The 18,461-nt window shown below is 70.4% G+C and carries 18 protein-coding genes; 8 read left to right on the plus strand and 10 right to left on the minus strand.

The window, feature by feature from the left end; genetic code table 11:
- The first annotated feature begins 178 nt into the window (after positions 1 to 178).
- The 6 genes from ACRAKF_RS18090 to ACRAKF_RS18115 all read left to right on the plus strand — a co-directional run bounded on the left by ACRAKF_RS18090 (position 179) and on the right by ACRAKF_RS18115 (position 5,206).
- Entirely contained in the window at positions 179 to 1,999 is a 1,821-nt protein-coding gene (locus ACRAKF_RS18090; RefSeq protein ID WP_447038196.1) for a phosphatidylglycerol lysyltransferase domain-containing protein, read from the plus strand.
- A 30-nt stretch (positions 2,000 to 2,029) separates the two neighbouring features.
- Entirely contained in the window at positions 2,030 to 2,902 is an 873-nt protein-coding gene (gene folP / locus ACRAKF_RS18095) for a dihydropteroate synthase (protein ID WP_447038197.1), read from the plus strand.
- Entirely contained in the window at positions 2,899 to 3,489 is a 591-nt protein-coding gene (locus ACRAKF_RS18100) for a nuclear transport factor 2 family protein (RefSeq protein WP_447038198.1), read from the plus strand. The genes folP and ACRAKF_RS18100 overlap by 4 nt, the downstream gene beginning before the upstream one ends.
- A 143-nt stretch (positions 3,490 to 3,632) precedes the next feature.
- Complete coding sequence (folB, locus tag ACRAKF_RS18105) at positions 3,633 to 3,992, plus strand: dihydroneopterin aldolase (protein ID WP_447038199.1); 360 nt, start codon at positions 3,633 to 3,635, stop codon at positions 3,990 to 3,992.
- On the plus strand, positions 3,989 to 4,600 hold the full coding sequence (gene folK / locus ACRAKF_RS18110; RefSeq protein WP_447038200.1) for a 2-amino-4-hydroxy-6-hydroxymethyldihydropteridine diphosphokinase: 612 nt from the start codon (positions 3,989 to 3,991) through the stop codon (positions 4,598 to 4,600). Before folB ends, folK begins: the two co-directional genes overlap by 4 nt.
- A 120-nt stretch (positions 4,601 to 4,720) precedes the next feature.
- Positions 4,721 to 5,206, plus strand: a complete 486-nt coding sequence (locus ACRAKF_RS18115; RefSeq protein WP_447038201.1) for a DUF3180 domain-containing protein — start codon at positions 4,721 to 4,723, stop codon at positions 5,204 to 5,206.
- A gap of 26 nt (positions 5,207 to 5,232) precedes the next feature.
- Here the strand turns inward: ACRAKF_RS18115 and folE are convergent, their stop codons facing one another.
- The 6 genes from folE to dacB form a co-directional block, all read right to left on the minus strand.
- Complete coding sequence (folE, locus tag ACRAKF_RS18120) at positions 5,233 to 5,838, minus strand: GTP cyclohydrolase I FolE (protein ID WP_447038202.1); 606 nt, start codon at positions 5,836 to 5,838, stop codon at positions 5,233 to 5,235.
- A gap of 109 nt (positions 5,839 to 5,947) precedes the next feature.
- Complete coding sequence (gene ftsH / locus ACRAKF_RS18125) at positions 5,948 to 7,972, minus strand: ATP-dependent zinc metalloprotease FtsH (RefSeq protein ID WP_447038203.1); 2,025 nt, start codon at positions 7,970 to 7,972, stop codon at positions 5,948 to 5,950.
- A gap of 182 nt (positions 7,973 to 8,154) precedes the next feature.
- Positions 8,155 to 8,715 (minus strand): hypoxanthine phosphoribosyltransferase, encoded by a 561-nt coding sequence (gene hpt / locus ACRAKF_RS18130; RefSeq protein ID WP_365360061.1) that lies wholly within the window; start codon positions 8,713 to 8,715, stop codon positions 8,155 to 8,157.
- Positions 8,716 to 8,768: 53 nt separating this feature from the next.
- Positions 8,769 to 9,824, minus strand: a complete 1,056-nt coding sequence (gene tilS / locus ACRAKF_RS18135) for a tRNA lysidine(34) synthetase TilS (protein WP_447038204.1) — start codon at positions 9,822 to 9,824, stop codon at positions 8,769 to 8,771.
- Positions 9,825 to 10,081: 257 nt separating this feature from the next.
- On the minus strand, positions 10,082 to 11,212 hold the full coding sequence (locus ACRAKF_RS18140; protein WP_447038205.1) for a zinc-dependent metalloprotease: 1,131 nt from the start codon (positions 11,210 to 11,212) through the stop codon (positions 10,082 to 10,084).
- A 121-nt stretch (positions 11,213 to 11,333) separates the two neighbouring features.
- The gene (dacB, locus tag ACRAKF_RS18145) at positions 11,334 to 12,599 is read right to left on the minus strand and encodes a D-alanyl-D-alanine carboxypeptidase/D-alanyl-D-alanine endopeptidase (RefSeq protein ID WP_447038206.1); all 1,266 of its coding nucleotides are present in this window, start codon (positions 12,597 to 12,599) and stop codon (positions 11,334 to 11,336) included.
- A gap of 385 nt (positions 12,600 to 12,984) precedes the next feature.
- Between dacB and ACRAKF_RS18150 the strand changes: the two genes are divergently transcribed.
- Positions 12,985 to 13,476 (plus strand): inorganic diphosphatase, encoded by a 492-nt coding sequence (locus ACRAKF_RS18150; protein WP_030785786.1) that lies wholly within the window; start codon positions 12,985 to 12,987, stop codon positions 13,474 to 13,476.
- A 129-nt stretch (positions 13,477 to 13,605) separates the two neighbouring features.
- Complete coding sequence (locus tag ACRAKF_RS18155; protein WP_447038207.1) at positions 13,606 to 15,276, plus strand: threonine/serine ThrE exporter family protein; 1,671 nt, start codon at positions 13,606 to 13,608, stop codon at positions 15,274 to 15,276.
- A gap of 42 nt (positions 15,277 to 15,318) precedes the next feature.
- Here ACRAKF_RS18155 and ACRAKF_RS18160 read toward each other — a convergent pair whose 3' ends face one another.
- The 4 genes from ACRAKF_RS18160 to ACRAKF_RS18175 form a co-directional block, all read right to left on the minus strand.
- Complete coding sequence (locus ACRAKF_RS18160) at positions 15,319 to 16,014, minus strand: DedA family protein (protein WP_447038208.1); 696 nt, start codon at positions 16,012 to 16,014, stop codon at positions 15,319 to 15,321.
- Between the two features lie 234 nt (positions 16,015 to 16,248).
- Positions 16,249 to 17,007 carry a MerR family transcriptional regulator gene (locus tag ACRAKF_RS18165; protein ID WP_447038209.1) on the minus strand — a complete coding sequence of 253 codons (759 nt, stop codon included), beginning with the start codon at positions 17,005 to 17,007 and terminating at the stop codon, positions 16,249 to 16,251.
- 84 nt (positions 17,008 to 17,091) lie between these two features.
- Positions 17,092 to 17,733, minus strand: a complete 642-nt coding sequence (locus ACRAKF_RS18170; protein ID WP_447038210.1) for a PadR family transcriptional regulator — start codon at positions 17,731 to 17,733, stop codon at positions 17,092 to 17,094.
- A 106-nt stretch (positions 17,734 to 17,839) separates the two neighbouring features.
- Positions 17,840 to 18,388 (minus strand): DinB family protein, encoded by a 549-nt coding sequence (locus tag ACRAKF_RS18175; protein ID WP_447038211.1) that lies wholly within the window; start codon positions 18,386 to 18,388, stop codon positions 17,840 to 17,842.
- Positions 18,389 to 18,461: the final 73 nt, after the last annotated feature.

Below are 18,461 nucleotides of genomic sequence, written 5' to 3' on the forward strand. Positions count from 1 at the left end.
CGCACGGCGGCTCGCCGGTGATTCACCGAAGATTTCCCGTGGTTTCCGATCGGGAATGAACCCGTTTCCCCGAAGGACCGTCCTAGAGGGGGCAATGGTGCCGGATGCCGCTTTGGCACCGGATTAAAGCTCTCTCGCAGAACTACGGGATGCGATGTCTGTCAGGATAGATGGGGAAATGTCGGGCGAGGTTCCGGAGGGTCAGGAACGTCACTTCGACAGCCGGTTCCGCCGGTTGACGCGCGGTCCGCGTCCGGAGGCCGTGCCGACCCTCGTCGCCAGGGCCTGCGCGCTCGTGGGTGTGCTGAACGTCGCGGCGGGTGTGTTCCCACGTTTCCGGCACAGCCGCATGCACGCCATCGCCGAGGTACTGCCCGGCGCGCTCGGCCCCTTCGCGGCCGCTCTCGCCCTCAGCTCCGGCATCCTGCTCCTCCTGCTCGCCCACGGCCTGCGGCGCCACAAGCGGCGGGCCTGGCGGGCCGCCGTGGTGCTGCTGCCCGCGGGTGCCATCGCGCAGTTCACGTACCGGCACTCGGTGATCGGCGTACTGATCTCCGTCGCCCTGCTCGCGCTGCTGCTCCGTCATCGTAGTGAATTCACCGCGCTGCCCGATCCACGCAGCCGCTGGCGGGCCCTGGCCAACTTCGTCCTGCTCGGCGCCGGTTCGATCCTGCTCGGCCTGGTGATCGTCAGCGCCCACCCCGGCAAGGTCGTCGGCGACCCCGGCATCACGGAACGCCTCCAGCACGTCCTGTACGGCCTCTTCGGCTTCGAGGGCCCGGTCGGCTACTACGGAAGCACGTCCTGGACCGTCGGCTTCTCCCTCGGCGCCCTCGGCATGCTCACCGCCCTCACCACCATCTACCTGGCCTTCCGCCCCGAGCACCCGGCCGCCCGCCTCACCGAGGACGACGAGACGAGGCTGCGCGGGCTGCTCGACAGGCACGGCGGCCGCGACTCCCTCGGCCACTTCGCGCTCCGCCGCGACAAGGGTGTCGTCTTCTCCCCCAGCGGCAAGGCCGCCGTCACCTACCGCGTCGTCTCCGGAGTGATGCTCGCCAGCGGTGACCCGATCGGCGACGTCGAGGCCTGGCCCGGCGCCATCGAACGCTTCATGGACGAGGCCAAGGCCCACTCCTGGACGCCCGCCGTCATGGGCTGCTCCGAGACGGGCGGCGAGGTCTGGACCCGCGAGACCGGCCTCGACGCCCTCGAACTGGGCGACGAGGCGGTGGTGGACGTCGCGGATTTCTCCCTGTCCGGGCGTGCGATGCGCAACGTACGCCAGATGGTCAAGCGGATCGAGCGCAATGGCTACGAGACGCGCGTACGGCGCATCCGTGACCTCGGGGAGCGCGAGCTCGCCAGGATCCAGCAGGCCGCGGAGGACTGGCGCGGCACCGACACCGAGCGCGGCTTCTCGATGGCGCTCGGCCGCATCGGCGACCCCGAGGACGGCGACTGCCTGATCGCCACCGCCCACAAGGCGGACGAGGAACCGGGGCCCTACGGCGACCTGAAGGCCGTCCTCCACTTCGTCCCGTGGGGCAAGGACGGCGTCTCCCTGGACCTCATGCGCCGCGACCGCGCGGCCGACCCCGGCATGAACGAGCTGCTCATCGTGGCCGCCCTCCAGGCCGCCCCCAAGCTCGGCATCGCGCGCGTGTCCCTCAACTTCGCCATGTTCCGCGCGGCCCTCGCCCGCGGCGAGAAGATCGGCGCGGGCCCGGTCCTGCGCGCCTGGCGCGGCCTGCTGGTCTTCCTCTCGCGCTGGTTCCAGATCGAGTCCCTGTACAAGTTCAACGCGAAGTTCCGCCCCCGCTGGGAGCCCCGCTTCGTCGTCTACCGCTCCAGCAAGGACCTGCCCCGCATCGGCTTCGCCGCCATGCAGGCCGAGGGCTTCGTGAACCTCGCGCTCCCCAGGTTCCTGCGCAGGGGCACCGCCCAGCGCCGCCCCTGTGCGCACCGGAGCACGGAGCGTGAGGTCCAGGCGGCGTAACCCGCCGCCGACCGGGCCTAGGCTGGAACCATGAGTACGTTGCGCGGGCGGGGATCGGTCCAGGGACTGCCGGAGTGGGACCGCTGTGCGGTCATGGGCGTCGTGAACGTCACGCCGGACTCCTTCTCCGACGGCGGTCGCTGGTTCGACACGACGGCCGCCGTCAAGCACGGCATCGACCTCGTCGCGCGGGGCGCCGACCTGGTCGACGTCGGCGGTGAGTCCACCCGCCCCGGCGCCACCCGCGTGGACGAGGACGAGGAGCTCAAGCGCGTCGTCCCCGTGGTGCGCGGCCTGGCCGCCGAGGGCGTCACGGTCTCCGTGGACACCATGCGCGCCACCGTCGCCGAGCAGGCGCTCGCCGCGGGCGCCGTCCTGGTCAACGACGTCAGCGGGGGCCTCGCCGACCCCCGCATGGTCCCCGCGGTCGCCGCCGCCGGCGCCCCCTTCGTGGTCATGCACTGGCGCGGTTTCCTCACCGACATCCACGCCGAGCCCGCCTACGAGGACGTCGTCTCCGAAGTCGTCGACGAGCTCCACGCACGCGTGGCGGCCGCCATCGAGGGCGGCATCGCCCCCGAGCGCATCGTCGTCGACCCGGGCCTCGGCTTCTCCAAGAAGGCCGAGCACGACCTGGCCCTCCTGGCCCGCCTGGACCGGCTGCGCGAGCTCGGCCACCCCATCCTGGTCGCCGCCTCCCGCAAACGTTTCCTCGGCCGGGTCCTCGCGGGCCCGGAGGGGGCACCGCCACCCGCCCGCGAGCGCGACGCCGCCACGGCCGCGGTCTCGGCCATCGCCGCCCACCAGGGCGCCTGGGCGGTCCGCGTGCACGAGGTGCGGGCCACCGCCGACGCCGTGCGCGTCGCCCAGGCCGTGACGGACGCCGCGGGCGACAGCCGGTGACCGGGGCCCGTACCGACGTCGAGCAGGTCGAGAGTGCCAACACCGCCTTCTACGAGGCACTCGAACGCGGTGACTTCGACGAGGTCTCCGACCTGTGGCTGGACCCCGGGACCGACACCGCGGCGGACGACGACGTGGCGGACGGCGACGTGGCGGACGGCGACGTGGCGGACGGCGACGCGACCGCCGACGACGTGCCGGTCGACGAGGCGGACGACGACGAGGTGTCCGACGACGGCACCGCGATCTCCTGCGTGCACCCCGGCTGGCCGGTCCTCACCGGCCGCGGCGAGGTCCTCAGGTCGTACGCGCTGATCATGGCGAACACCGAGTACATCCAGTTCTTCCTGACCGACGTGAAGGTCGGCGTGGCCGGCGACACCGCCCTGGTGACCTGCACCGAGAACATCCTCAGCGGCGGCCCGCCCCCGGAGGGCGGCGGCGAGCTCGGGCCTCTCGTGGGCCAGCTCGTGGTCGCCACCAATGTGTTCCGCCGCACGCCGGACGGCTGGAAACTCTGGTCGCACCACGCCTCTCCCGTACTCGCCGAAACCGACGACGACGAGAGCGACGAGACGCCTTCCTAGTGGGTAGGGGCAAGGATGTGGCCGGTCCCACGGGCCCCGCGAGCGAGCCTTGTCAGTGCTCGCAGGTAGATTCGATCGAGGCTGGAGCGCCGACCGCACTCGGTGCAGGCCCGCCGATACCGACGATTGCAGGAGTGATTCGCGTGGATCGTGTCGCGCTGCGTGGCCTCAAGGCCCGCGGACACCACGGTGTCTTTCCGCGGGAACGCGAAGAGGGCCAGACCTTCATCGTGGACCTGGTTCTCGGCCTGGACACGCGAGCGGCCGCGGCCGACGACGACCTGGCGAAGACCGTGCACTACGGGATCGTGGCCGAGGAGGTCGTGGCCGCCGTCGAGAGCGATCCCGTCGACCTCATCGAGACGCTCGCCGAGCGCATCGCCCAGACGTGTCTGAAGCACGACGGAGTCCTGGAGGTCGAGGTGTGCGTGCACAAGCCGGACGCCCCGATCACCGTGCCGTTCGACGACGTGACCGTCACCATCACCCGGAGCCGAGTATGACTGCGCCCTTCAAAGCGGGTCAGAGCGACCCGACCGTCCAGCCGGTGCCCGCCTCCGTGGTCGAGCAGGTGGACGCGGCGGACCACACCCTGTCCAACCCGCACCGCGCCGTGATCTCCCTCGGCAGCAATCTCGGCAACCGCCTGGAGACGCTGCAAGGCGCCGTCGACGCCCTGGAGGACACCCCCGGCCTGCGGGTCAAGGCGGTCTCTCCGGTGTACGAGACGGAGCCGTGGGGCGTCGAACCCGGCTCCCAGCCCGCGTACTTCAACGCGGTGGTCCTGGTGAAGACGACCCTGCCGCCCACGTCGCTCCTGGAGCGCGCGCAGGCCGTCGAGGAGGCCTTCCACCGCGTCCGTGACGAGCGCTGGGGCCCGCGCACGATCGACGTCGACATCGTGTCGTACGCCGACGTGGTCTCCGACGACCCGGACCTCACGCTGCCGCACCCGCGCGCGCACGAGCGTGCCTTCGTCCTCGCCCCCTGGCACGACGTCGACCCCGAGGCCAGCCTGACCGGCCGCGGCTCCGTCGCCGATCTGCTCGACTCCCTCACCCGCGAGGGCGTCACGCCCCGCGCCGACCTGGAACTCCGACTGCCGGAGTAGTCGTTAGGGTCTGATGAACCCGTACGACGGCGTGTACGACGGCATGTACGGCGGCATGTACGACGATCGGGACGCCGACCAGGGTCATGAAGGTCGGACGACGGCTATGAAGGGTCATTCGTGAAGCAACTGCGCATCAGGACGCTGGCCGGCCTCTTCCTCGCGGCCGGAGTGCTGTCCTGGTCGGGCGCCAGGCTGTGGGACTCCGTCGGCACCCTGCCGAAGGTCCCGCTGGCCGCGCCCATCGTGCTCGCGGTGATCGCCGTCGTCCTGCTCGCGACGGCGCTCTCGCTGCGCTCGCGCCTGCGCGACCAGCGTGAGCGCCGCCCCGGCGCCAAGGGCGTCGAGCCGATGATGGCGGCCCGAGCCGTCGTCTTCGGCCAGGCCAGCGCCCTGGTCGCGGCGCTCATCGCGGGGATGTACGGCGGCACGGGCGCGTTCCTGCTGGAGTTCCTGGACGTCCCCGCCCGCCGCGACCAGGCGGTCTACGCCGGTCTTTCGGTCGTCATGGGCATCGCGGTGATAGCCGCCGCCTTCTTCCTCGAACGGGTCTGCAAGCTCCCCGAGGACGACGACGAGGACGGCCAGGCGGCCCCGGCGGCCTAGCCCGTCCCTGCAGAGCCACGCCTGCCTCAGCGGGCCATGATCAGGCTCATCGCCTCATTGCGCGTGGCGGGATCGCGGAGCTGGCCGCGGACCGCGGACGTTATGGTCTTGGCGCCCGGCTTGCGGACCCCGCGCATCGTCATGCACATGTGCTCGCACTCGACGACCACGATCACACCGCGCGGTTCGAGGATGCTCATCAGGGAGTCGGCGATCTGCGTGGTCAGCCGCTCCTGCACCTGCGGCCGGCGCGCGTACACGTCGACGAGGCGGGCGAGCTTCGACAGACCGGTGATCTTGCCGTCCGTGGACGGGATGTACCCGACGTGGGCGACGCCGACGAACGGGACCAGGTGGTGTTCGCAGGAACTCATGACCTCGATGTCCTTCACCAGGACCATCTCGTCGTGGCCCAGGTCGAACGTCGTCGTCAGGACGTCCTCCGGCTGCTGCCAGAGCCCCGCGAATATCTCCCGGTAGGACCGAGCCACCCGCGCCGGGGTCTCCCGGAGGCCCTCGCGGTCGGGGTTCTCGCCGACGGCGATCAACAGCTCGCGCACGGCGTTCTCGGCGCGCTTCTCGTCGAACTCGCCGATCGAGCCCTCGCCGTCCAACGTCACCGGGTCGGTCATGTGGTGCCTCGTTCCTGTGCGTCCTGCGCGGGGCTACGGAAATGCCGCGCCCCCCAGGCTAAAACCTGGGGGGCGCGGCATTCATTCCGGGCCTGCCGGGACGCGGGACTCAGCTCTCGGGGCGGTCCTCCGGGGCCACCTCGATGGGGTGTTCCGTGCCGCCTCCGGAGATCGCGGGGGTGGCGCCGTTCGCACCGTTCGTCAGCGACAGCTCCCTGGGGGAGAGCACCGGCGGGCGGGTCGAGGGCGTACGCCGCGAGGAACCGGTCCACGCCGGACGGGCCGGGCGCTTCACGATGCCGGAGAAGACCTCGGCGATCTGCTCCTTGTTGAGCGTCTCCTTCTCCAGAAGCTGGAGAACGAGGTTGTCGAGGATGTCGCGGTTCTCGACGAGGATCTCCCACGCTTCGTTGTGCGCGGTCTCGATGAGCTTCTTGACCTCTTCGTCGACCAGCGCGGCGACCTCTTCGGAGTAGTCACGCGGGTGACCCATCTCGCGACCGAGGAACGGTTCGGTGTTGTCGCCACCGAACTTGATCGCGCCGAGGCGCTCGGTCATGCCGTACTGCGTGACCATCGCACGAGCGGTCGCGGTGGCCTTCTCGATGTCGTTCGCCGCACCCGTCGTCGGGTCGTGGAAGACGAGCTCCTCGGCCGCGCGCCCGCCCAGCATGTAGGCGAGCTGGTCGAGCATTTCGTTGCGCGTCGTGGAGTACTTGTCCTCTTCGGGCAGGACCATGGTGTAACCCAGGGCCCGGCCGCGGGACAGGATCGTGATCTTGTGGACCGGGTCCGAGTTCGGGGAGGCCGCCGCGACCAGGGCGTGTCCGCCCTCGTGGTACGCGGTGATCTTCTTTTCCTTGTCGGACATGATCCGGGTCCGCTTCTGCGGGCCCGCCACGACGCGGTCGATCGCCTCGTCCAGGAAGTGGTTGTCGATCAGCTTCTTGTCACCGCGCGCCGTGAGGAGCGCCGCTTCGTTCAGCACGTTCGCCAGGTCGGCACCGGTGAAGCCGGGCGTGCGCCGGGCCACCGCGCCCAGGTCGACGTCCGGGGCGACCGGCTTGCCCTTCTGGTGAACCTTGAGGATCTCCAGGCGGCCCAGCATGTCCGGACGGTCGACCGCGATCTGGCGGTCGAAACGGCCGGGGCGCAGGAGCGCCGGGTCGAGGATGTCGGGCCGGTTCGTGGCGGCGATCAGGATGACGCCGCCCTTCACGTCGAAGCCGTCCATCTCGACGAGCAGCTGGTTCAGCGTCTGCTCGCGCTCGTCGTGACCGCCGCCCATGCCGGCGCCGCGGTGCCTGCCGACGGCGTCGATCTCGTCGACGAAGACGATCGCCGGGGCGTTCGCCTTGGCCTGCTCGAAGAGGTCACGGACACGGGAGGCACCGACACCGACGAACATCTCGACGAAGTCGGAACCGGAGATCGAGTAGAACGGGACCCCGGCCTCACCGGCGACGGCGCGCGCGAGCAGCGTCTTGCCCGTACCGGGCGGGCCGTAGAGGAGCACGCCCTTGGGGATCTTGGCGCCGACGGCCTGGAACTTCGCCGGCTCCTGGAGGAACTCCTTGATCTCGTGGAGCTCCTCGACGGCTTCGTCCGAACCCGCCACGTCGGAGAACGTCGTCTTCGGGGTGTCCTTGGTGATCAGCTTGGCCTTGGACTTCCCGAAGTTCATGACCCGGGAGCCGCCGCCCTGCATCTGATTCATCAGGAACAGGAAGACCACGACGATGAGGACGAAGGGGAGGAGGGAGAGCAAGATGCCGACGAAGGGATTCTGCTTCGACGGGGAGACGGTGTAACCGTCCTTGATCTGCTTGTCCTCGAACTTGGCCTGCAGAGACTTGGCGAGGTCGACGCCCTGGTCGCCGATGTAGCTCGCCTGGATCTTGCTGCTGCCCTTGACCTTCTCACCATCGATGAGCTCGGCCTTGATGGTCTGCTCGTCACCTGTGGTGAGCTTGGCCGACTTGATCTTGTTGTCGTTGATCGCCTGGACGACCTGACCTGTGTCAACCGTCTTGTAGCCACCGGACGAGCCGACGACCTGCATCAACACGACCACGGCAAGGACGGCCAGCACGATCCACATGACTGGCCCACGGAAGTATCGCTTCACGTCCATCCATACGGAGCGATGACGCCCCGTCCCTCCTGCCATAGTGAGTTTGATAAAGACTGTTCTTCGGACGGTACCCCAGCATTGTGACCCGAAGCCGCACGGGAGGGCTGGCAATACTGTCTTCGCTTCTCCAACGCCGGGAAACGGGTGAGGGTTCCCCGCCGCCGCACACGGTCCCTCGGGTGTCAGCCGCCGTAGACGTGCGGAGCGAGCGTTCCGACGAAGGGAAGGTTCCGGTACTTCTCCGAGAAGTCCAGGCCATAGCCCACCACGAACTCGTTGGGGATGTCGAAACCGATCCACTTCACGTCGATCGCGACCTTCGCCGCCTCGGGCTTCCGCAGCAGCGTGCACACCTCGAGGGAGGCGGGCTCGCGGGAGCCGAGGTTGGAGAGCAGCCAGGACAGGGTCAGCCCGGAGTCGATGATGTCCTCGACGATCAGGACGTGCTTGCCCTTGATGTCGGTGTCCAGGTCCTTGAGGATCCGGACGACGCCGGAGGACTGGGTGCCCGCGCCGTACGACGAGACGGCCATCCAGTCCATGGTGACCGGGGTGGACAGCGCGCGCGCCAGGTCCGCCATGACCATCACCGCGCCCTTGAGGACACCGACGATCAACAGGTCTTTGCCCGCGTACTCCGCGTCGATCTTCGCGGCCAGCTCTGCCAGCTTCGCGTCGATCTCTTCCTTGGTGATGAGCACCGACTTGAGGTCGGTGCCCATGTCTTTCGCGTCCACCCGCATCACTTTCGGTCGTCCCACCGGCCGACGGTGTCCCGCAGCGCGCACGGTCCTCGTCAGCCTTGCCGGATCACCAGTCTGCCACCCTGGCGCTGAGCCACGACTTTGCCCGGGAGATTGATGGCTCCCTGGCCGCGCCAGCCGGTGATGAGGCGGTCGACCTCCTCGATGTGCCGGGCGAACAGGGAACCGGCCGGCGCACCGGCGTCGATCGCGGCCCGGCGCACGATGCGGCGGCGCACGGCGGGGGGCAGGGCGAAGAGCTTGGCGCACTCCAGGAGGCCGGTGGCGTCGCGCACCGACGTCTCGGCCTGGGCGGCCCACGTGTCGAGGGCATCGGCGTCGTCGCGGGAGAGCTGGGCCGTGCGGGCGAGCGCTTCGACGACACCCTTGCCGAGCGCCTTCTCCAGCGCGGGCAGGCCCTCGTGGCGCAGCCGGGAGCGGGTGTAGGCGGGGTCGGCGTTGTGCGGGTCGTCCCAGACGGGCAGCGCCTGGACCATGCACGCCTTGCGGGCGGTCTGGCGGTCGAGGTGCAGGAAGGGGCGGCGGTACCGGCCGGCGACCCCCGAGGTCGCGGCCATGCCGGACAGGGAGCGGATCCCGGAGCCACGGGCGAGCCCGAGCAGGACGGTCTCGGCCTGGTCGTCGCGGGTGTGGCCGAGCAGCACGGCGGCGGCCGCGTGCCGTTCGGCGGCGGCGTCCAGAGCCGCGTACCGCGCGTCGCGGGCGGCGGCTTCGGGGCCGCCGTCGCGGCCGACGTCCACGGCGACGGACTCGACCGGGGTCAGTCCGAGGGCGGTCAGGCGGGCGACGACCTCGGCGGCGCGCAGGTCGGAGCCGGGCTGGAGGCCGTGGTCGACGGTGACGCCGCCGGCGCGGATGCCGAGCTTGGGGGCCTCGAAGGCGAGGGCGGAGGCGAGCGCCATCGAGTCGGCGCCGCCGGAGCAGGCGACCAGCACGAGCGGTCGGGGGGCCTGCTCGTGGGCGGAGGGTGCGGGGAGTACGGGGGGTGGGGGGTCGGTTTCGGAGCTGCGCTGTACGTCGGTCAGTACGTCGTGGAGTACGCGGCGGACCGCCAGGCGTATCGCCGCGACCGCAGGATGGGGACCCATGTCCGGTTCCCTTCATGAAGTTCGGGGGGTGTCCTCGGACCAGTCGCTCAGGGACCGCTCGGGAGACCGGATCTGGTCAGCCAGACCTCGGAATCCCGAGCATTCGGTCACTCAGAGTGTGTTGATGGTGACAGAGCCGAGCCGTTCCCCGAGCATTGCACGCCTACCCACCGCCCACGGTCCCTCGGACGGGTGATTACGAGGGCATTCTCCTGCCATCGGTCCCCATCTGCCCCTCAGTCCGCCTTATCGGCCCCTCAGTCCGCCTTGCGGTGCACCCGCGAGACCCAGTCCGCGGGTTTGGCGATCTCCGCCTTGGTCGGCAGCGTGTTCGGCGAGGTCCACACGCGGTTGAAGCCGTCCATGCCGACCTCCTCCACGACCGCCCGCACGAAGCGCTCGCCGTCGCGATACTGGCGCAACTTCGCGTCGAGGCCGAGGAGCTTGCGCAGCGCTTGGTCCAGGCGGCTCGCGCCGCGCGCCCTGCGCTCCTTGAACTTCTCCCGGATCTCGTCGACGGAGGGCACCACGTCGGGGCCCACGCCGTCCATCACGAAGTCGGCGTGGCCCTCCAGGAGGGACATCACGGCGGTGAGGCGGCCGAGGATCTCGCGCTGGACGGGGGTCTGCACCAGCTCCACGATGGAGCGGCCGCCGTCGGCCGCCGCGTCGTCCTCGTCCTCGCCCCGTCCGCCGGCGAACGTCTGGGCGGCCTCCCTGACGCGCTCCAGGACGGTCATCGGGTCGACCTCGGTCTCGCCGAGGAAGGCCTGGATCTCGCCCTCCAGGTGGTCGCGCAGCCAGGGCACCGCGGTGAACTGCGTGCGGTGCGTCTCCTCGTGGAGGCAGACCCAGAGCCGGAAGTCGTGCGGGTCCACGTCCAGCTCGCGCTCGACCTGCACGATGTTCGGCGCGACCAGGAGGAGCCTGCCGCCGCCGTTCGCCCCCGCGGGGAGGTCTCGGGTGGCCGGGGCGAAGGTCTCGTACTGCCCGAGGACGCGGGAGGCGAGGAACGACAGGAGCATGCCCAGCTCGACGCCCGTCACCTTGCCGCCGACCGCGCCGAGCATGGCTCCGCCGGGGCCGCCCGAGCGCTTGTCCTGCATTTTGTCCAGGAGGGGCTTGAGGAGCTCCCGGAAGCCCGCGACGTTCGCCCGGATCCAGCCGGCTCTGTCGACGACGAGAACCGGTGTGTCGTGGGTGTCATCCGTGCCCATACCGGTGAAGGAACGGACGTGCTCCTCCGAGGACTTGGCATGCCGACGGAGCTCGGCGACGACGGCGCGTGCCTCGTCGCGGCTCACTTCTGGGCCCGGCCGTACGAGCCGGGTCGCGGTCGCCACCGCGAGATTCCAGTCGACCATCTCCGCACCACCGATGCTCGTCATGCGTCAACGGTACGTGGTCGCTCTCCCCGGTGGTGGGGCTTGCGCCCCCCACTTTGCCCCTGGGCGGGCCCCTAGGGGCTCTCCGCGTCGCCGTCCTGGCTCGCCGCGCGGTTCCGGCGGGTCAGCGGCAGCCGCAGTTCGCCACGGTCGAGGCCATCTTGTCCAGGGTTTTCTGGGCTGCCTGGGGGTCTGTCGTGCCTGTGGTCATGAAAGCGAAGACCAGGAGGCGGCCGTCCGCGTCGACGACCGTGCCCGCCAGGGTGTTCACGCCCGTGAGCGTGCCGGTCTTGGCGCGTACGACGCCGGTGCCCGGGGACTCCTTGGGGTAGCGGTCGACGAGGGTGCCGGTGAAGCCCGCGACGGGCAGGCCCGTCACCGCGGAGCGCAGTTCGGGGCGGGCCGGGTCGGCGGCGCTGTCCAGGAGCGCGGCGAGGAGCTCGGCGGAGACGCGGTCGGCGCGGTCGAGGCCGCTGCCGTCGGCGAACCTCGCCCCGGAGAGGGGCAGGCCCAGCTTCGTGAGCCGGGCGCGGACCGCCTTGTCGGCGCCGTCGAAGCTCGGCCGCTCCTTGGCCGCCACGGCCGTCTGGCGGGCCAGGGCCTCGGCGATGTCGTTGTCGCTGTGGGTCAGCATCCGCTCGACCAGGGCCGACAGAGGCGGCGACTCGACCTTGGCGAGGGATTCGGCCCGGCCGGACGCCTTGGCCGAGCGTGCCGTGTCGGTCGTGGTCTTGATGCCGTGGCCGTCGAGGAAGTCCGCGAACTTCTTCACCGCGTCGCCCGCGGGGTCCCCCGAGCGCGGGGCGGGGCCGCTGGTGGAGTCGTCGAGGCGGCCCTCGTCGGCCATCAGGGCGCTGACGAGGGTGATGTTCTCGTTGGGGCCGATGGGGTGCTGCGCGGGCCCCGCGTACAGGGACGTGTCGTAGCGGAGCTTCACCGTGTCGACGTGGCGGGCCTTCAGCGCGCGGGCCGTGTCCTCGGCGAGGCGGCGCAGGCTCGCGGCCGTGTCGGTGTACCGGCCGTCCTTGCGGGCGGTGAGCGTCGGATCGCCCCCGCCGACCAGGACCACGTCCCGCACGCCCCCGGAGCCGGACGAGTCGGATGAGCCAGACGAGCCGGGTTCGAGCACCGCCTTGGTGGTGATGCGGTGGTCGGGGCCCAGCGCGGACAGCGCCGCGACCGCCGTGGCGATCTTGACGGTCGACGCCGGCGTCAGGCCCCGGCCCGCGTCCTTGCCGTAGACGCGCTTGCCGGTGGCCGCGTCGAGGACCACGGCCGCGCGCTCCGGGCCGAGCGCCGGGTCCCGCAGAAGGGGATCGAGTACGTCCGCCAGGGCGCGCTCCGTCGGCGCGGGCGCCGTTCCCACGGGCGCGCCGAGGCCGGCGAGCACCGTTCGGGCGCTCGGGGCGGTCTCCGGCGCCTGCCCTGCGGCGGAGCCACCGTGATCTGCGCCACCCCCGGCATCCCCGGCGGCTGCCCGAACGCGCTCCGCCGTACGCTGACCGGAGGAGTCCCAAGGGCCGGCCGCGGCCACCGCTCCGGCCGAAATCACCAGGCCGAGGGTGGCGGCACCCGCCGTGAGCTGCCAGTTCGTAAGCTTTCCCGAGAATCGGGGAAGCTTTACGGCGGAGAGCTCGGTCAGCTGTTCCAGCAGCTGTCGAGGCCGACGCCAAGGCTTGAGCTCCGGCACGACGACCAGCCCCTTTCGCGATCACACATCTGCGTGAGGGACACTTAACCACCCGAAGTATGTGCTGATCATGGAGGAGCCACCCGTGGAGTTCGACGTCACCATCGAGATTCCGAAGGGTTCGCGGAACAAGTACGAGGTGGACCACGAGACCGGGCGGATCCGTCTGGACCGTCGCCTCTTCACGTCGACCAGCTACCCCGCGGACTACGGCTTCGTCGAGAACACCCTCGGCGAGGACGGTGACCCGCTGGACGCCCTGGTCATCCTGGACGAGCCGACCTTCCCCGGCTGCCTCATCAAGTGCCGCGCGATCGGCATGTTCCGCATGACCGACGAGGCGGGCGGCGACGACAAGCTGCTCTGCGTCCCGGCCTCGGACCCCCGTGTGGAGCACCTGCGCGACATCCACCACGTCTCCGAGTTCGACCGCCTGGAGATCCAGCACTTCTTCGAGGTCTACAAGGACCTCGAGCCCGGCAAGTCCGTCGAGGGCGCCGACTGGGTCGGCCGGGCGGACGCCGAAGCCGAGATCGAGAAGTCCTACAAGCGCTTCGAGGCGCAGGGCGGCCACTGAGCCTCCGGCCTCGTACGGGCCGCGCGGACCGATCACCGGGCCGCGCGGCCCGTTCGCGTATCTGTGCCCATACTGGCCATACGGAGGTGCGTAGGAGTCGTAGGAGCCGTAGGAGAAGTGAGGGCATCAGTGGCCGAGCATGAGGCCGAGGACCGTAAGCCTCAGTCGGACGAAGCCCGCAGCGCGTTCGTCCCGCCGAGCGGAGTGCTCGCGCAGGAGACCCCCGAGGACGAGTCGCAGACGACGTCCGAGTTCGCCGTGCCGACCGGCCTCGCGTCACCGTCGACCACGACGCAGGAGACAGAGAAGTCGGCGTTCACGACGCCGCACACGTACAGCTCCCGCAACGCCCCGCCGGCGTTCACGCCCGCGCAGGGCATACCCCTGGTGAAGCTCACCAAGGAAGCGCCCTGGCAGGACCAGATGCGCACGATGCTGCGGATGCCGGTGACGGAGCGGCCCGCTCCGGAGCCCGCGCAGAAGCAGGAGGACGAGTCCGGCCCCGCCGTTCCGCGCGTCCTCGACCTGACGCTCCGTATCGGCGAGCTGCTGCTCGCGGGCGGTGAGGGCGCCGAGGACGTCGAGGCGGCCATGTTCGCCGTCTGCCGCTCCTACGGCCTCGACCGCTGCGAGCCGAACGTGACGTTCACGCTCCTGTCGATCTCCCACCAGCCCTCGCTGGTGGAGGACCCCGTCACGGCGTCCAGGACGGTACGGCGACGCGGCACCGACTACACCCGGCTCGCGGCGGTCTTCCACCTGGTGGACGACATCAGCGACCCGGACATCGACGTCTCCCTGGAGGAGGCCTACCGCCGGCTCGCGGGCATTCGGCGTAACCGTCACCCCTACCCGGGCTGGGCCCTCACGGCGGCCAGCGGGCTGCTCGCGGGCTCCGCGTCCGTGCTCGTCGGCGGTGGCGCGCTGGTGTTCCTCGTGGCGGCCGTCGGCGCGATGCTCGGCGACCGGCTCGCCTGGCTCTGCGCGGGGCGCGGGCTCCCGGAGTTCTACCAGTTCGTGGGCGCCGCGATGCCGCCCGCCGCGCTGGGCGTCGCCCTGAGCTTCGCCCACACCGAGGCGACGATGGCGTCCGCGGTCATCACCGGTGGGCTCTTCGCGCTGATCCCGGGGCGGGCCCTGGTGGCGGGCGTGCAGGACGGTCTCACCGGCTACTACATCACCGCCGCCGCACGCCTCCTTGAGGTCATGTACCTGATCGTCGGCATCGTCTGCGGTGTGCTGCTCGTGCTGTCGCTCGGCGTGATGCTGGACGCGACGAACCTGACGCCCGAGACGCAGTTCGGCGTGACGTCGTCGCGGCCGGTCATCCAGATCCTGGCGTCGATGGCGCTGAGCCTCGCCTTCGCGATCCTGTTGCAGCAGGAGCGCCACACGGTCCTGATCGTGACGCTCAACGGCGGCATCGCCTGGGTGATGTTCGGCGCGCTCGCGCAGACGCCCCTGGCGCTGTCGCCCGTGGCGGCCACGGCCATCGCCGCCGGGCTCGTGGGGCTCTTCGGGCAGCTCTTCTCGCGCTACCGGTTCGCGTCGTCACTGCCGTACGTCACGGCGGCGATCGGGCCGCTGCTGCCGGGTAGTGCCACGTACTTCGGGCTGCTCGCGCTGGCCCAGAACGACCTCAACACGGGCATAAACTCGCTGACCAAGGCCGTTGCCACGGCCCTGGCCATCGCGATCGGCGTGAACCTCGGGAGCGAGGTCTCCCGGCTGATCCTCAAGATTCCGGGCGCGACCTCCGCGGCGAATCGCCGTGCGGCGAAGCGGACCAGGGGCTTCTAGCCCCCGGTGGGCCCGCCTCGCGGGGGCTTCCGCCGACCCGGCTCACCGCTTCGCGTGGCGGCCCCGCTGGGACGGCGGCGGGGGGCCCTGGGTGGCGGCCCCGGCCATCGCCGCCTTCTTGGACTTGCTGCGGGCGCGCAGGAACTCGATGACGATCGGGACCACCGAGATGAGGACGATCAGGATCAGGATCGACTCGATGTTCTTGTGCACGAAATCGATCTGGCCGAGCCAGGCGCCGAGCAGCGTGACGCCCGCGCCCCACAGGATGCCGCCGATGATGTTGAACGTGATGAACGAGCGGTACCGCATGGCGGAGACGCCGGCGATGATCGGCGTGAACGTCCGCACGATCGGCACGAAGCGGGCCAGGACCAGGGACTTGGGTCCGTACTTCTCGAAGAAGTCGTGCGCCTTGACCACGTTCTCCTGCTTGAAGAGCTTGGAGTCCGGGCGCTTGAAGAGCGAGGGGCCGACCTTCTTGCCGAAGAGATAGCCCGCCTGGTCACCGAGGATCGCGGCCATGCAGATCAGCACGCAGGCCAGCCACAGCGGGGTGTCCAGCTTGTGCGTCGTGATCAGCATGCCCGTGGTGAACAGCAGCGAGTCGCCGGGCAGGAAGAAGCCGATGAGCAGCCCCGACTCGGCGAAGACGATCAGCAGGAGGCCCCAGAGGCCGAACTGGTTCAGGAGATAATCCGGATCCAGCCAGCTTGGTCCGAGCGCAAGCGTCGTCACGGTTCCGGGCTCCTGAGGGTGAGAGGGCGGTGCGGCGGCGGTGCTGCGGCCGTCCAACGGGGCGGCGGCGGGTGCAGCCGCCCAAAGTTATCAACGCCGAGCGGCCCGGCCTGGTTCCACTGCCCCTTTCCGCACTCGGCCTGTGGATAACCCGGGCAAATCCCCCGCCGGACATGACGATCACCGCCGCGCACCCCCTCACCGCCGCCCAGCGATCACCGCCGCGCGCACCCCTCAGCCGTTGCGTGCCGCGTTCGCCCGGATCGCGTCCCGCATGTACACCGCGAGCCCGGGCCGGATGGCCTCGTAGAAGGCGGTGAACCGCTCGTCGGCCACGTACATCTCGCCGAGGCAGGTGTGCGTCTCGTGCGAGCACTCGTAGTGGTACCGGCAGATGAAGAGGCGGTGGTCCTCAGCGCCGTCCATCGCCTCCCGGGAGTCGGCCGCGAAGCCCTGGGCGAGCAGATCGCCCACGCGCGCGTGGAGCGCGGAGAACTCCTCGTTGATCCGCTTCCAGTCGTCCTTGGTGTAAGAGGCCGACCTGCGCTGCGCCTCCCGGTACCCCTCGGTGTCGCCCCAGCGCTCCCGCACCTCGTCCGCGTACTGCTCGGGGTCGGTGTCCCCGAAGACCTCGAACCTCTCCTCGGGCGTGAGGTTGATGCCCATCTTCTTCGCCTCCATGGCTCTCTCGACGGCGGCGGCCATCTCCTCCAGCCTCGCGATCCGGGCGGTCAGCAGCTCGTGCTGGCGGCGCAGATGCGCGCGCGGGTCCGCGTCCGGGTCGTCCAGGAGTGCCGCCACCTGGTCGAGGGGGAAGCCGAGCTCCCGGTAGAACAGGATCTGCTGAAGCCGGTCGAGATCACCGTCGCTGTAGCGCCGGTGACCCGCGTGGCTGCGCCCACCGGGCACGAGCAGGCCGATCTCGTCGTAGTGGTGCAGCGTGCGCACCGTCACGCCGGTGAAACCGGCGACCTGTCCCACGGAGTAGCCCATGACCTCCGCCTCTCTTCTCGGTACGCCCCTCAGCCTGGATCCTCACGTCACGTGAGGTGCAAGCCCGCGCGTCCGCAGATCCGGCTAGCGGTCGTCCTCCGCGAGGCGCTCCCCCGTCGCGTACGGGTTCTCCTCCCCCTCGGCGAGCACCGCGACGAAGGGGGCGCCCTCACCGGCGAAGGTGTACGCGCCGCCCTCGATGCGGGCGATCAGGTCCCTGGTCCACTCCGCGCCCGTGTCCGCCGAGTGCACCCAGTAGTTCATGATCTCGCCGATGTGACCGAGCTGTTCGGGGCCGTCCTCGGGCGTGTAGTAGCCCGTCACGGAGGCCCGCCACTCCTCCATGCGCCGCACCCGCTCCTTGAGCAGCTCCACGGCCTCGTCCCGCGGCAGGTCCACCATGAAGCCGAGCCCGGAGGTGAGGACGTCCGGCCGCTGGTCGTACGTGGTCAGGGAGGAGCGGAGCAGGGAGAGGTACTCCTCCGTGCCCTGCTCCGTCATCTCGTACTCGGTGCGCGGCGGGCCGCCCGCCGTGGAGGGGGCGACCTCGTGGGCGCGCAGCATGCCCTGCTTCGCGAGCTGCTTCAGCGCGTGGTAGATCGAGCCGGGCTTGGCGTTGGACCACTCGTGGGCGCCCCAGTACTCCAGGTCGTTGCGGACCTGGTAGCCGTGGGCGCGGCCGTGCTGGCGCACGGCCCCGAGAACCAGTAGCCGGATCGCTGACATGCGCCGCGCCCCTTCCGCTCGTACCGTAGTCATCAATTTTGACTAGGGTACGGGGGATTCCGCTCCACCGGCATACCGCCCGCGGCCTACCACGCCCGCCCCGGCATCAGCCCCAGGACTCGCCGCGCTCCAGGGCCACCAGTTCGAAGGCGGTCTTGCCGTCCAGGGACTCGCGGATGATGTCGGCGTGGCCCGCGTGCCGGCCGGCCTCCTCGACGAGGTGCAGCATCATCCAGCGCATCGACACGACACCGTCCTTCGGGAACCACGGCGCCTCGGGCAGCGGGAAGGTGTCGTCCAGGCTCGGCACCTCGCGGATGAACTCCTCCGTCTCGGCGGCGACCCGGTCCCAGAAGGCCAAAACCTCGGCGAGCGTCTCGCCCTCCACGATCCGGAAGCTGTCACCCCAGGTCTCCTGGGTGCGCTGCTTCTCGTTGGGCTTCTGCTGGGCCATGCGCAGCCAGTTCAGCTCCGTCTCGGCCACGTGCTTGACCAGGCCCGACAGGCTGAGCTCGCTCGCGCTCGGCCGCTGGGCCGCCTGCTCGTCGGTGAGCCCGAGCACCGACCGGCGGATGCCGCCGCGCTGGGCCTCGACGAAGGCGATCAGGGCGCCGCGCTCGTCTCCGTGCGCTTCCGAGCTGACGTGGGTGACCATGGGTTCCGCCTCTCTCCGGCCCGCTTCCGCGGGCTGCCCCCCCGGGGGGCCTTTCCGACACCTCAGAAGCTAC

It is taken from the genome of Streptomyces sp. DSM 118878 (assembly GCF_052936595.1).

What these genes read in the sequence shown, in the direction of transcription:
- ACRAKF_RS18090 (WP_447038196.1), top strand. Translation starts at nt 179, where the DNA reads ATGTCGGGCGAGGTTCCGGAGGGTCAGGAACGTCACTTCGACAGCCGG.
- folP (WP_447038197.1), top strand. Translation starts at nt 2,030, where the DNA reads ATGAGTACGTTGCGCGGGCGGGGATCGGTCCAGGGACTGCCGGAGTGG.
- folK (WP_447038200.1), top strand. Translation starts at nt 3,989, where the DNA reads ATGACTGCGCCCTTCAAAGCGGGTCAGAGCGACCCGACCGTCCAGCCG.
- folE (WP_447038202.1), bottom strand. Translation starts at nt 5,838, where the DNA reads ATGACCGACCCGGTGACGTTGGACGGCGAGGGCTCGATCGGCGAGTTC.
- ftsH (WP_447038203.1), bottom strand. Translation starts at nt 7,972, where the DNA reads ATGGACGTGAAGCGATACTTCCGTGGGCCAGTCATGTGGATCGTGCTG.
- hpt (WP_365360061.1), bottom strand. Translation starts at nt 8,715, where the DNA reads ATGCGGGTGGACGCGAAAGACATGGGCACCGACCTCAAGTCGGTGCTC.
- tilS (WP_447038204.1), bottom strand. Translation starts at nt 9,824, where the DNA reads ATGGGTCCCCATCCTGCGGTCGCGGCGATACGCCTGGCGGTCCGCCGC.
- ACRAKF_RS18140 (WP_447038205.1), bottom strand. Translation starts at nt 11,212, where the DNA reads ATGACGAGCATCGGTGGTGCGGAGATGGTCGACTGGAATCTCGCGGTG.
- ACRAKF_RS18165 (WP_447038209.1), bottom strand. Translation starts at nt 17,007, where the DNA reads ATGGGCTACTCCGTGGGACAGGTCGCCGGTTTCACCGGCGTGACGGTG.
- ACRAKF_RS18170 (WP_447038210.1), bottom strand. Translation starts at nt 17,733, where the DNA reads ATGTCAGCGATCCGGCTACTGGTTCTCGGGGCCGTGCGCCAGCACGGC.
- ACRAKF_RS18175 (WP_447038211.1), bottom strand. Translation starts at nt 18,388, where the DNA reads ATGGTCACCCACGTCAGCTCGGAAGCGCACGGAGACGAGCGCGGCGCC.